Source organism: Lysobacterales bacterium, assembly GCA_016703225.1.
Classification (GTDB): domain Bacteria; phylum Pseudomonadota; class Gammaproteobacteria; order Xanthomonadales; family Ahniellaceae; genus JADKHK01.
This window is the reverse complement of sequence record JADJCM010000002.1, coordinates 822170-835176: the sequence shown is the minus strand read 5'-3', so window position 1 is coordinate 835176 and position 13007 is coordinate 822170. Positions and strand designations below refer to the sequence as shown.

9 protein-coding genes are annotated in these 13007 nt (G+C 65.4%); 3 read left to right on the top strand and 6 right to left on the bottom strand.

The window, feature by feature from the left end:
- Positions 1-15: 15 nt before the first annotated feature.
- Positions 16-3852: a PAS domain-containing protein gene (locus tag IPG63_12575; protein MBK6728074.1), complete on the bottom strand. Its 3837-nt coding sequence runs from the start codon at positions 3850-3852 to the stop codon at positions 16-18.
- 140 nt (positions 3853-3992) lie between these two features.
- On the opposite strand from IPG63_12575, the gene IPG63_12570 reads away from it, so the two are divergent.
- Both IPG63_12570 and IPG63_12565 read left to right on the top strand, forming a co-directional pair.
- Positions 3993-4988 (top strand): acryloyl-CoA reductase, encoded by a 996-nt coding sequence (locus tag IPG63_12570; GenBank protein MBK6728073.1) that lies wholly within the window; start codon positions 3993-3995, stop codon positions 4986-4988.
- A gap of 44 nt (positions 4989-5032) precedes the next feature.
- On the top strand, positions 5033-5398 hold the full coding sequence (locus IPG63_12565; protein MBK6728072.1) for a response regulator: 366 nt from the start codon (positions 5033-5035) through the stop codon (positions 5396-5398).
- On the opposite strand, the gene IPG63_12560 is transcribed toward IPG63_12565, so the two are convergent.
- Together IPG63_12560 and IPG63_12555 are read right to left on the bottom strand one after the other, a co-directional pair.
- Positions 5399-6292: a DnaJ domain-containing protein gene (locus IPG63_12560; protein ID MBK6728071.1), complete on the bottom strand. Its 894-nt coding sequence runs from the start codon at positions 6290-6292 to the stop codon at positions 5399-5401.
- A gap of 66 nt (positions 6293-6358) precedes the next feature.
- Positions 6359-6805, bottom strand: coding sequence for an Hsp20/alpha crystallin family protein (locus tag IPG63_12555; protein MBK6728070.1), 447 nt, complete (start codon positions 6803-6805; stop codon positions 6359-6361).
- A gap of 148 nt (positions 6806-6953) precedes the next feature.
- Here IPG63_12555 and IPG63_12550 point away from each other — a divergent pair, with 148 nt between their 5' ends.
- Positions 6954-7433: a peroxiredoxin gene (locus tag IPG63_12550; GenBank protein MBK6728069.1), complete on the top strand. Its 480-nt coding sequence runs from the start codon at positions 6954-6956 to the stop codon at positions 7431-7433.
- A 119-nt stretch (positions 7434-7552) separates the two neighbouring features.
- On the opposite strand, the gene IPG63_12545 is transcribed toward IPG63_12550, so the two are convergent.
- The 3 genes from IPG63_12545 to gyrA are packed head-to-tail and all read right to left on the bottom strand — an operon-like array spanning position 7553 to position 12977.
- Positions 7553-8326, bottom strand: a complete 774-nt coding sequence (locus IPG63_12545; protein MBK6728068.1) for a hypothetical protein — start codon at positions 8324-8326, stop codon at positions 7553-7555.
- Positions 8323-10383, bottom strand: coding sequence for a PDZ domain-containing protein (locus IPG63_12540; GenBank protein MBK6728067.1), 2061 nt, complete (start codon positions 10381-10383; stop codon positions 8323-8325). Before IPG63_12540 ends, IPG63_12545 begins: the two co-directional genes overlap by 4 nt.
- A complete protein-coding gene (gene gyrA / locus IPG63_12535) occupies positions 10380-12977 on the bottom strand; it encodes a DNA gyrase subunit A (protein ID MBK6728066.1) in 2598 nt (865 codons plus the stop codon). The genes IPG63_12540 and gyrA overlap by 4 nt, the downstream gene beginning before the upstream one ends.
- Between the last annotated feature and the right edge of the window lie 30 nt (positions 12978-13007).

Sequence of the window (13007 nt, the reverse complement as noted above, 5' to 3'; positions counted from 1 at the left end):
GCATTCAACCCGCTATCACACCATCGCCGTCCGCTGGTAACGCAGCTTGGCCTCATGCGCACGGATCAGGGCAGTGCAGAGTTCGTCGATGATCACCGGTTTGGCGACAAAATCGTTCATGCCGGCGGCGAGGAATCGTTCGCGGCTGCCGGCAAGCACGTGCGCGGTCACGGCGATGATCTGCGGCGAGTCCTGCTGACCGAAGCGCACGCGCAAGGCACGAGATGCCTCAATGCCATCCATCTCGGGCATTTCCACGTCCATAAGGATCAGATCGTAGTGCTTGTGTTCGATCGCGCTGAGCACTTCACGGCCATGGTTGACGATGTCGCAACCGTAGCCCAGCGCCTCCAGCATCATTTGCAGCAGCATCTGGTTGATCAGGTTGTCCTCGGCCACCAGAATCGACAGCGGGTACCGATCCGCCAGCTTAGCAATCGTCGGTGTGGCGAACTCCTGGTGTTGGCGCCGCAACGCCTCATCGAGGTCGTTCAGCAACGCCAACAGCACGCTGGGCCGGATCGGGCGGGTGATGGTGCCGAGATCGCGCACCCAGTCCGGCAGCTCGCGCCGGATGTTGTCGCGCAAGGAAACGATGCGGGCGATCGCCGGGTGGCGCTGGTGGCGAGTGAGGATCTCGTCGATCAGTTCGGGGTAGTCAGCAAACAGCTGATCATCGAGCAGCAACAGTTCCTGCTCGACCAGGATCGACTCCGGCAGCGGGTCGCTGCCGTTGCAGCTCATCACCGATACCCCGAAACGGCGCAACTGCGTCACCGCGGCGTCGCGCGATGATCGATGCGGTGACGCGACCATGACCTGCAGGTTACGGATTTCCGGCAAGGCGCCGCCGAGATCATCGAACGGCAGACGGATCTCGAAGCGACTTCCCTGTCCGGCCAGGCTCACTGCGGTAATCCGCCCCTGCATCAGTTCGGCCAGACGCCGGCAGATGGCCAGCCCAAGCCCGGTACCGCCGTGGCGCCGGGTCATCGAGCCGTCGCCCTGACGGAACGGCAGGAACACCTGGCCAATCAGATCTTCGCTCATGCCGATGCCGGTGTCGGCGATCTGGAACTCGAGTTCGACGCGGCCGGCGTCGAGCGGCTGCATCTGCACGGTCAGGCGCACCTCTCCGCGATCGGTAAACTTGATCGCATTGACCAGCACGTTGACCAGGATCTGGCGCAGCCGCGTCGGGTCGCCGCGCACGCGGCGGCAGGCCTCGGGCGCGATGTCCAGGAACAGATCGAGCCCCTTGGCCTCGGCCTGCTGCGCGACGATTTCGATTGAGGACTCGATGCAAGCCAGCGTATCGAAGTCGGTGGCGTCGATCGGCATCTCGCCGGCCTCGATACGCGAGAAATCCAGCACGTCGTTGATCAGGCGCAGCAGCAGGTCACCGCTCGAACGAATGGTCTCAAGCAGCTCGCGCTGGCGCGCGTCTAGGTCGGTATCGACCAGCAGCCGTGTCATGCCGAGCACCGCATTCATCGGCGTACGCAACTCGTGGCTGGTCGCCGCCAGAAACGAAGACTTCGCGCGGGAAGCCTGCTCGGCGGTAGCCAGCGCCGCGGCCATGGCTTGTTCCTGGCGATGGCGGGCGCTGACGTCATAGGTGACTCCGACCAGCTTGTCGGGCTGCCCGGCGCGGTCGCGCACCAGCTGACCGAGCGCCGAGAACCAGCGCTTCTCACCGGTCGGCGTGGTGACGCCGTATTCCACTTCGTAGTGGCCCGCGGCGGTGAGCGCGCGCTGCATGGCGGCGTCGAGAGCCGCGGCGTCTTCGGGCGAGAGCAGCTGCTTGAAGGCTTCGTGGTCCTGCGGGCTGAAACCGTAGAAAGCGGCGTCACGCGGTCCACCGCGACGCACGCCCGTCTGCAGGTCGAACTCCCAGATGTTCAAACCGGCGCCTTCGATCGCCAGTTCCTGCAGGCGCCGACTCTCGATCAGGGCATCTTCCACCTGCTTGCGTGCGCTGATGTCCCAGACCAGTCCGGACAGACGCACCACCCGGCCATCGGCACCCCGGGTCGGCGTTCCGCGCGAGAGTAGCCAATGTTCGCTGCCATCCGGCCAGATCACCCGGAACTCGCTCTGGTAAGGCTCGCCTCCGGAAATCGCGCGGTCGATATCGGCGAGGTGCCGTTCCAGGTCCTCCGGGTGCACACGCGTCTTGGCGGTATGGATGGTCACCGGTGACTCGCCGAGCACCGCCAGGTCGTTGCCAATCGAACGCCGCTCTCCGCTTTCCAGGTCCCACTCCCAGGAAACCATGCGCGCCGCTTCGAGCGCCCCGCGCAGCTGCGCTTCCGACTCGCGCAAGGCGATCTCGGCGCGCTTGTGCTCGGTGATGTCCCAGGACAGGCCGACCTGGCGGCGGGGCTGGCCCTGGGCATCGCGCTCCAGGCGTCCGACCGCCTGGATCCAACGCACGTCGCTGTCACGCAATACCCGAAACTCGACATCGAATTCATCCACCGGAATCGCGTCGGCGCCCCACAGCGCACGCACGCGCTCGCGGTCGTCCGGGTGCGTCAACGCCACCAGTTGCTCGCCGCTCTCGATCTCGCAGCCGAACAACTCGACATCGCGCTCACCGCCCGAGCCACGACCCAGCACGAAATCCCATTCCCATGCATTGAAGTGGCCAGCGTCGAGTGCCATCGAGCGACTGATGCTCAAGCGTTCCGATTCGATCTGCGCGAGCTTGCGTGCGGTGATGTCCCAACTCGCCCCGACCAGGCGACCCGGATTGCCGAGGCTGCGGTCGATCACGCGCGCCACCGCGCAGCGCCAGCGCGGCGTCGGGCCGATCGCGACGCGGTACTCGATGGTGCCGTGTTCCTGGCCCTGGATCGCTTGATCAAGCACCGCGGCGAAGCGCTCGCGATCCTCCGGATGCACGAAGCGCTCGCGCATGTCTGCGAGGCTTTCCGGCTGCTGTCCGAATAGTTCGTAGTCGCGGGTGCCGACCACGCGCCGGCCGCTGCCGAGGTCATACTCGAACAGGTTCAGCTCGACCGCGTCCATGACCAATTCCAGATGCCGCATGGTCTCCAGCCGCTCGGCCTCGGCGCGCTTCTGATGGGTGGTGTCGAAGCGGCAGATCACGGCGCCGCCCTCACCACCGAGACGCACAATCGACACCTGGAAATGACGGCGTCCACCGGCGGAGACGTCGACACTGTATTCGCACTCGAAACGCAACCGCTCCCCGCTTAGCACCTGGTCCAGGCCGCTGCACACTTCGGACAAGTGCGCCGCGCCCACGGCTGCGGCACGTGCGCAGAGGTCGCGGTAGTTCCAGCCAACCGCAGCGGGCTCGGCCACGACGCCTTCGTAGAGGCGCCAAGCGCGATTGCCCATGGTCACTCGGCCCTCGGCATCGACCACACAGACCTGCGCCGGCAGCGCATCGATCATCGCCATTTGCGACTCGGACTGCGCTGCGCTGCGTGCCACCCTCAATTCGGTACAGATCAGGTGCCCGACCTTGGCTGCCAGCCAGCGCGGATGCAGCGGTGTGCGCATCAGGTCCCAATGGCCTTCCGGCGCCAACGCCAGCAGATCGTCCACCGCCTTCGCGCTGTCGGCAATGAACAACACTGGTGCGGCCGCGATCTCCGGCTTGCCTCGCAGTTTCGCAACCACCAACTGCCAGCCATCGCCAGCGGCCAAATCGACGATCACGCAACGAACCGGCCACACGGTCAGCGTCGCCATCGCGTCTGCTGCGTCGTAGGCATGCTGCATGCGCACGTCCAGCGTGGCGGCCGCGCCTGTCACCGCCGCGTGGAATGCGGGTTCAAGGCTCAGGATCAGGCAAACAGGACGTGAGCCCTGGCTCATCGCGTCGGGTCCTCGATATGGTTCGGGATTATGCGCTGCCACCGCCGCCAGCCGGATGCAAATGATTGCGGCAGCACGCCCCTCGCGGCCATGTCCATGGACCGCGATAATGACGGTCCGTTCTTTTCCCTGGAGCCACCATGACCATTCCCGATCGATTCCGCGCGTACCGCGTGCACAGCGAAGGCAAGTCGGCGCGCGGCCGCGTCGACCAGATCGCACTCGACGATCTCGGCGCCGGAGAGATCGTGATCCGTACCGCTTGCTCCAGCGTCAACTACAAGGATGCGCTCGCGGGCAGCGGCCAGGGCCGCATCCTGCGCCAGTATCCGCTGGTCGGTGGCATCGATGTCGCCGGACACGTGGTTCGCTCGGAAGACAGCCGCTTCAAGGAAGGCGATGCCGTGCTCGTCACTGGCAGCGGCCTCTCGGAAACCCGCGACGGTGGCTACAGCGAATATGCGCGTATCGAAGCCAAGTGGGCGATCCCGCTGCCCGCCGGCCTGAGCCTGCGCGAGGCGATGATCCTCGGCACCGCCGGCTTCACCGCGGCGCTGGCGCTGTACCGGATGGAAGCCAACGGACAGACGCCGGAGATGGGCCCGATCGTGGTGACCGGAGCCACCGGTGGCGTCGGCATGCTGGCCATCGACCTGCTCAGCACCGCCGGCTACGAGGTCCATGCAATCACCGGCAAGACCGACCAGTTCGACGCCCTGATCGCACTCGGCGCGCGCCAGTGCATCGCGCGCAAGGATTTGTACTGGGGCCAGCGGCCGCTGGAAACCGCTTCCTGGGCCGGCGCCATCGACAACGTCGGCGGCGATCTGCTGTCCGGTCTGTCGCGCGTCATCCACCCCTACGGCAACATCGCCAGCTGCGGTCTGGCTGGCGGCGCCGAACTGCACACCACGGTCATGCCCTTCATCATTCGTGGCGTGAGCATCCTCGGCGTGGCCTCGGCCGGCACCGCGTACACCCTTCGGCGCACCTTGTGGGAGCGCCTCGCCGGGATGTGGAAGCCGAGACACTTGGAAACGATTCTCACGAAGATCGTCACGCTGGATGAATTGGACGGCGTTTTTGCTAGGATGCTGTCCGGCGGCTCGTTCGGACGCACCTTGGTGCAGTTCTGACGGGTCCTGCAACAACCACGATCAACCTACGCAACGAGGGAGCCATGGGTCGCATTCTTATTGTGGACGATTCACCGTCGCAGATCGAAGGCCTGCGCCGCGTTGTGCAGAAGCTGGGTCACGACGTCATCACCGCCGAAGACGGCCAGCAGGGCATCGAAGTCGCGAAGCGCGAATTGCCCGACCTGATCCTGATGGACGTGGTCATGCCCAATCTCAACGGGTTCCAGGCCACCCGCCAGATCAGCAAGGACCCCAAGACCAGTCACATCCCGGTCATCCTGGTCACCACCAAGGACCAGGAAACCGACAAGGTCTGGGGCATGCGCCAGGGAGCCAAGGCCTATGTCACCAAGCCGATCAACGAGGCGCAGCTGGTCCAGACCATCAACGAACTGATTCCGAAGTGATCAATCGAGCGCCGCGCGCGGCTTAAACGCCGCGAACTCTTCGCGCATCGATTCGTACCAACGCCGCTCCGTGTCTTTCGATGCGGGCGGCGTCTGTATTTCCAGCACCACGTACTGATCGCCCGGCGGCTGCCCGGGCAGGCCCTTCTCGCGCAGGCGCATGCGGCGCCCGCTTTGCGAGCCCTCGGGAATGCGCAGGTTGACGCGGCCGGCCAGCGTCGGCACATCGACGTTGGCGCCCAGCGCTGCCTCCCACGGCGCAATCGGCAGGCGCAGGATGACGTTGCGACCGTCGAGTTCGAAGTACCGATGCGGCGCGATCTCGATGTTGATCAACAGGTCGCCGGGGCCGGCCGGACCGGGCTCGCCCTGGCCGCCCAGGCGGATGGTCTGGCCATGGGCGATTCCTGCGGGAATGCGCACCTCGAGCGTCTTGGGTCCTTCACGTCGCGACACGGTGACGCGCTGCGAGCCCCCGGCATGGGCGACTTCGAGTGGCACCGACAACCTCGCCTCGAGATCGCGGCCACGCCGGGTCGGGCCGCGCCGGGCGCGGCCGCCACCACCGAACAGCGACTCGAAGAACTCGCTGAATCCGGCACCCTCGCCTTCGTCGAAACGGAAGTCGTGGCCGCGACCGAAATCCGGCGGCGGCCGAAAGTCGTCGCCGGAGCGGAAGCCGCTGCGCTTGAGCTGGTCGTAGGCTTTGCGCTTTTCGTCGTCCTTGAGCACCTCGTGCGCTTCGTTGATCGCCTTGAAGCGCTCCTCGGCGTCCTTCTCCTTGCTGACATCAGGGTGGTACTTGCGCGCCAGTTTGCGATAGGCCGCCTTGATCTCGTCGCTGCTGGCGCTCTCGCCGACGCCGAGGGTCTCGTAATAGTCGTTGAACTTCATTCTCTGTCCTTGTCGCGAAACCTCGAACGATGCCGCGACTATGCACGAACGAGGTTCGCGACGCGATCAGCCGTTGATGGTGATGCGCCGTGGCGTCGACTCCGGCTTCTTGGGAATCACGATCTCCAGCACACCATGCTTGCCGCTGGCACTGATCTGCTCGGCGTCGGCGGTATCCGGCAGCGCGAAGCGACGATAGAAGCTGCCGTGGGTGCGTTCGACGCGGGTGAACTTGCCATCCTCGGTCTTGCTCTCCGAACTGCGCTCGCCGCGGATGCTGAGCACGCCCTTTTCCATGTGGATTTCGATGTCCTTGGGATCGACGCCGGGGATGTCGGCTGCGATCACGAAGCGCTTGGGCTCCTCCTTGATGTCGACGCGCGGCTGCCACTGGCTGGTGACGACGTTGCTCTGGTCATCGCCATCCGGCGCCAGGAACTTGTCGAAAAACTGCTTCATGTCGTTCTCGAAGCCGCGGAACTGGGGTTGGGTGTTGTAACGAATCAGGCTCATCTTGGTTCTCCGTCGAGGTGCGGCCCACTGCCGCGTCGCCAACGAAATGCGAACAAGCGACGGCGCTTCAAGTCCCTTGAATCGCGGCGATGCGCCCGCAACTCGGAGCGTCTGCGTGCGCGACTGCGCGCCAACCCCGGAGCACTTCATGACCATCGCCTGCGGCAACCGCATCCCCTCGGCCACGCTGCATTACCTGCGCGACGGCGTGCAGGCGATTCGCAGCGAGGACCTGTTCGCCGGCAAGACCGTGCTGCTGTTCGCGGTACCGGGCGCATTCACGCCGACCTGTTCGGACAAGCACCTGCCCGGTTACGTCACCCGGCTGGAAGCGTTCCGCGCGCGCGGCATCGATCTCGTGGCCTGCATGGCGGTCAACGATGCCTTCGTGATGGAAGCCTGGGCGCGCAGCCAGAATGCACCGACGGATATCATGATGCTGGCCGACGGCAATGCGGTGTTCACGAAAGCGCTTGGGCTGGAAATGGACGCCACCGACTTCGGCATGGGCATGCGCTCGAAGCGCTTCGCGCTGATCGCCCGGGACGGCATCGTCGAGCAACTGTTCGTCGATGCGCCGGGCGAGTTCAAGGTTTCGGCGGCGGAGCATGTGCTTGCGAACTTGTGATGGGAGAGCGTCCGATTGAAATCGGACCCACGAGAGCAGAGAGCGTCCGATTGAAATCGGACCCACGAGAGCAGAGAGCGTCCAATTGAAATCGGACCCACGAGAGCGGGGCTCGCCTCCTACTCGGCTTCCAGCAGCGACTTCGCACGCTGTGTGGCCGAGGCCAGACGCGCTGCCGAGGTGAGCAGCATGCGCGCGTTCGGGCGCGAGGCGGAGCCCGGGTTTTCGCTTTCGTCGAAATCCATCGACACGTAGCCAAGCACGTCGCCTTCGGCATTGAACGCGAGACCGGCTGCACCGGTGCCGATGTGCGCCGGCTGCGGTACCAGGACCGCGCCCTGGACCACGCCCCAGGACAGGATCGGGGCATCGCCGTAGCGTTCCTCCAGGCGTTCGATCACGTAGTAGGCCATGCCCGGTTCGGCTGCTTCGCGCCGTTTCAGGTCGATCGGCTTGAGCAGCTTGGCGTCCGGCTCGGTGATGCGCAGCCAGGCAATGCCCTGGTCGGCGTCCGTGGTCAGCGCCTCGGCCTCGAACGGCTTGTCCTGCCCGGCGAAATGCACGCGGAAATCGCGCGATTCGAGCTTGAAGCCCATGCGCTGCTCGGCACTCATGCGGTTCATGCCCGGGAAGCTCGGATCGACCACCAGCTTCGGCACCAGCACCAGACCGGAGGCGTCGACGATGGCGCCGGTGACGCTCGATTCCTGGCGCTGTTCCTGGCCGCCGTAGGACGAGACGATCACGAAACTCACCCGCACCACGCTGTCGGCGTACTGCTTGAGCAGGCTGGCGAAAATCGCCTTGGTTTCCTCGTCGGACTTGCTCGCCTGCGCAATCGTTGCGCCCAGCATTGCCGCCGCCACCAACATCCAGCGCATCGCACGCATCATCGGCCCTGCTCCCATTCCGCATCGAGATACAACAGGCGCGTGCGCGATCCGCGCAGCACCAGGAAAGACAAGGGCGCGCCGGTCTTGCGCGCCTTGCGGTCGGTCAAGCGCTCGAAGCTCTCGACATCGGTCACCGCGGTGCCACTCACCCGGATCACGACATCGCCACTGGCCAGGTGCGCTAGCCCGGCGAGCCCGCCCGAAGCGACGTTTTCGACGATCACGCCCTGGCTGTCTGGAGCGATACCGCGCGCCACCCGATCGTAGAAACCGAGGTTGCGGACACCGAGGTCGAGCCATTCGATGGTGCGCGACTTCAGCGCCGACGCCGGCGCCGGGGCCGCAACTGGTGCAACCGCGAACTGCATGGACTTGCCTTCGCGCCACGCCACCAGTTGCAGAGGTTCATCGAGCAGGGCCTCGCGGATTCGCTGCTGCAGCGGCTCGTCGCCGACATCGCCGGAAACCGGAACGACGTCGCCGGCGAGCGTGGTGATCACGTCGCCTAGTTGCACTCCAGCCTTCGCGGCAGGCGAGTCGGCATAGACGCGAGTCACGCGATAGCCACCGGCACTCGGCCCGGCGATCAGTGCCGCTGTGGTCGCCGTGATCGGCTGACTGTCGATGCCGATCCAGGCCTTCGGCAACTCGCGCAACTTCTTGTCCTCGTCGCGCGCCGCCTTGACGTCGAGCACGCTGATCAGATGCTGGCCGTTGCGCTCGATCGCGACCACGCGCCGAGCGCGGGCACCGCCGTTGTCGAGATCGAGCGCCTGCATGTCGACGCGACTGCCGACCGGCTGGCCGTCGATGGTGTGCACGACGTCGCCGACCTGCCACGGCGGATGCGCAGTGGCTGCACGCTTGCCCGGCAGCACCCCGGTCACCAGCAGTCCGGCATCGCGACTCAGGTAGCGCGAGCGCGCGATGTTCGGCGTCAGCTCGGTAAAGGTGACACCCCAGGCGCGGACCTCGAGATCGTGGCCCAGGTCGGGCGGATACGCGGTCGATGTCATCTGCGCCCTGCGTTCGTCGCCATTGCGCAGCAACAGCAGTTGCAACTTCGAACCGATCCGGCGCTCGGTCAGCGCGCGCAGGAACGGCGGCACCTGTTCCGGCTCGGCCACCGTCACCGCCGCGCCGTCAATGGCGACGATGCGATCACCCGCCTCCAGCCCCGCAAGCGCTGCGGGCGAACCGCGGATCACCGAACTGACCAACACGCCGCGATCGAATCCGGACCGCTTCAGCGAACGCACGCCGAAGCCAAAGAAGCTGCGCGGCACGCCGCCCTGTGTGACCAGATCGGCGACGATCTTCGACGCCACCGGTGCCGGAATCGCAAAGGCCATATCGCCACCCATCGAATTGCCGCGGGTGTTGATGCCGACGATCTCGCCGGCCATGTTCACCAGCGGGCCACCGGAGTTGCCCGGAGAGATCGAGGCGTCATGCTGGATCCAGGCATAGAAGCGCGCCGTCGGCTGGTTCTGGCCGAGCTGCTGTTCGTAGTCGGCCTCATCCTGGAACAGCGACAGCAACAACCGTTCGGGATTGTTGACCACGCCCTGCGACACCGAATGCGCCATGCCCCAGGGCGCGCCCATGGCCATCACCACGTCGCCGGCCTGCAGCTTGTTCTCGCTGGCGAAATGCGCGAACGGAAAGCCGCCGGTGGGTACGTCACGGATCTTCAGTACCGCGATGTCCGACAGCGCATCCTCGCCGACCAGGATCGCGCTGAGTTCGCGCTTGTCGGCGAGCACGACGCGAAAGCGCTTGCCGTTTTCGGTCACATGCGCGTTGGTCGCGACATGACCTTCGGCCGAGATGATGGTGCCGCTGCCGCTCGACACGCGCAGTTCGGCCCGTCCCTGCACCGCGTCCTCGCGCACCGCGAAGATGCTGACGACGTAGGGCAGCACCGCATCGCGTGCGGTCTGCATGCGCGCCTGGGTGGACGCAGCGACATCCGCCGCCAGGCCGGAGTCGGCCCGGGGGGCAATGCTTGCGAAGCCGAGTGACAAGGCCAGCAAGAGCCGTCGCAGGCGCATCATGGCGCGAGCTCCGGAGCCGACGGACCTTCGCCTTCCAGCACATCTTCGGCGGCGGCTTCATCGCCCAGCGATTCGACCTTGGCCAGTCCGACCAGCGCCTCGTCGGCCGGCAGACGGATCAGGGTCACGCCCTGGGTGTTGCGCCCGACCTGGGCGACTTCGCCGACGCGGGTGCGCACCAGCGTGCCCTGGTTGCTGATCAGCATGATCTCGTAGGCCTCGGTGACCTGCACCGCACCGACCAGGGCGCCATTGCGGTCCGAAGTCTGGATCGCGATCACGCCCTGGGTGCCACGGCCCTTGCGCGGATAGTCGTCGAGCGGCGTGCGCTTGCCAAAGCCGCGTTCGGTCGCGGTCAAGATATCGCCGACATCAGCGACGATCATCGACACCACTTTCTCGCCTTCGGCCAGCGTCATGCCGCGCACGCCGCGGGCACTGCGGCCGACCGCGCGCACTTCAGCCTCGGCGAAACGCACGGCCTTGCCGTTGGAGGCGAACAGCATCACGTCGCGCGAACCGTCGGTGATCGCGACATCGACCAGTCGATCGCCCTCGTCGAGTTCTACGGCACGGATGCCGATCGAGCGCGGACGCGAGAAATCGCTGAGCGGGGTCTTCTTGACGACACCGGCCTGGGTCGCGAAGAACACGAAACGGTCGTCGCTGTATTCACGCACCGGCAGCATCGCGTTGACCTTCTCGCCTTCGTCGAGCTTGGGCAGCAGGTTCACGATCGGGCGACCACGCGAATTCGGGCCGGCCATCGGGAATTGGAAAGTACGCAGCCAGAACACGCGCCCGCCGGACGTGAAGCAGAGGATGGTGTCGTGGCTGTGTGCCACCAGGATGTTCTCGATGAAGTCGAGTTCCTTGATCGCGGTCGCCGAACGCCCGCGCCCACCGCGGCGCTGGGCGCGATAGTCGGTGACCGGCTGCGCCTTGGCGTAGCCCGAGTGCGACAAGGTGACGACCAGGTCCTGCTTGTCGATCAGATCCTCGTTCTTCAAGTCTTCCTGATTGAACTGGATGACGGTGCGACGCTGATCGCCATAGGCTTCCTTCATCTCGATCAGCTCGTCGCGGATCAGCGTCAGCAGCAGGACCGGATCGGTCAGGATCGCGATCAGGCCGCGAATGGCGTCGAGCAGTTCCTTGTATTCATCGGTCAACTTCTCCTGCTCGAGCCCGGTCAGCTTCTGCAGGCGCATGTCGAGGATTTCCTTGACCTGCACTTCCGAGAGTTGGTAGCCGTCCTCGAACATGCCCTCGTTCGGCGCCAGATCTTCCGGACGCGACAGCTCCGCTCCGGCCTCACCGAGCAGCGCGCGCACCAGGCCCGGCTGCCAGCGCTTCGCCAGCAGCCGCTCGCGGGCTTCGGCCGGATTCGGCGAGGTCTTGATCAGCTCGATCATCTCGTCGATGTTGGCGAGCGCGACGGTCAGGCCTTCGAGCACGTGGGCACGGGCGCGCGCCTTGCGCAGTTCGAAGATGGTGCGGCGGGTCACCACTTCGCGACGATGGCGCACGAACGCCGCAAGGATCTCCTTGAGGTTCAGCACCTTGGGCTGGCCGTCGAGCAGGGCCACCATGTTGATGCCGAACACGGTCTCCATCTGCGTCTGCTGGAACAGGTTGTTCAGCAGCACATCGGCCTGCTCGCCACGCTTGACCTGGATGAAGATGCGCATGCCGTCCTTGTCGGACTCGTCGCGCAGACCATCGGGGGCGATGCCCTCGATCTTCTTCTCCTTGTGCAGCTCGGCGATCTTCTCGATCAGCCGCGCCTTGTTCACCATGTACGGCAGTTCGGTGACGATGATCGCGTCGCGGCCGTCGCTGTCGGTCTCGATGTCGGCTTTGGCACGCACCAGGATGCGACCGCGGCCGGTGCGATAGGCCTCGATGATGCCGGAGCTGCCGTTGATGATGCCGGCGGTCGGGAAGTCCGGACCGGGCACGTGCTGCATCAAGGCATCGATCGTGATCTCGGGGTCGTCGATCACCGCGATGGTCGCGTCAATCACCTCGCCGAGGTTGTGCGGCGGGATATTGGTGGCCATGCCGACCGCGATGCCGGCCGAGCCGTTGATCAGCAGGTTCGGCACCCGCGTCGGCAGCACCGTCGGCTCGAGTTCCTTCTCGTCGTAGTTCGGCGTGAAGTCGACGGTTTCCTTGTCGATGTCGGCGAGCAGGTCATGGGTGAGCTTGGCCATGCGCGCTTCGGTGTAGCGCATCGCCGCCGGCGAATCGCCGTCGACCGAACCGAAGTTGCCCTGGCCGTCGACCAGCATGTAGCGCAGCGAGAACGGTTGCGCCATGCGCACCAGGGTGTCGTAGACCGACGCGTCGCCGTGCGGGTGGTACTTACCGATCACGTCACCGACGATACGCGCCGATTTGTAGTACGGCTTGTTGCTGTGCGCACCGAGTTCGTTCATCGCGAACAGCACCCGGCGGTGCACCGGTTTCAGGCCATCGCGAACATCCGGAAGTGCGCGTCCGACGATCACGCTCATGGCGTAATCGAGGTAACTCTGGCGCATCTCGTCTTCGATGTTGACGCGGATAATTTCCTTGGCGAACTCGGACATCAGGAATCCCATCAGAATCAAGCGATTGCA

Excerpts from the sequence above, each read along its gene's own strand:
- IPG63_12575 (MBK6728074.1), bottom strand. The coding sequence starts at position 3,852 with ATGAGCCAGGGCTCACGTCCTGTTTGCCTGATCCTGAGCCTTGAACCC.
- IPG63_12570 (MBK6728073.1), top strand. The coding sequence starts at position 3,993 with ATGACCATTCCCGATCGATTCCGCGCGTACCGCGTGCACAGCGAAGGC.
- IPG63_12565 (MBK6728072.1), top strand. The coding sequence starts at position 5,033 with ATGGGTCGCATTCTTATTGTGGACGATTCACCGTCGCAGATCGAAGGC.
- IPG63_12560 (MBK6728071.1), bottom strand. The coding sequence starts at position 6,292 with ATGAAGTTCAACGACTATTACGAGACCCTCGGCGTCGGCGAGAGCGCC.
- IPG63_12555 (MBK6728070.1), bottom strand. The coding sequence starts at position 6,805 with ATGAGCCTGATTCGTTACAACACCCAACCCCAGTTCCGCGGCTTCGAG.
- IPG63_12550 (MBK6728069.1), top strand. The coding sequence starts at position 6,954 with ATGACCATCGCCTGCGGCAACCGCATCCCCTCGGCCACGCTGCATTAC.
- IPG63_12545 (MBK6728068.1), bottom strand. The coding sequence starts at position 8,326 with ATGATGCGTGCGATGCGCTGGATGTTGGTGGCGGCGGCAATGCTGGGC.
- IPG63_12540 (MBK6728067.1), bottom strand. The coding sequence starts at position 10,383 with ATGATGCGCCTGCGACGGCTCTTGCTGGCCTTGTCACTCGGCTTCGCA.
- gyrA (MBK6728066.1), bottom strand. The coding sequence starts at position 12,977 with ATGTCCGAGTTCGCCAAGGAAATTATCCGCGTCAACATCGAAGACGAG.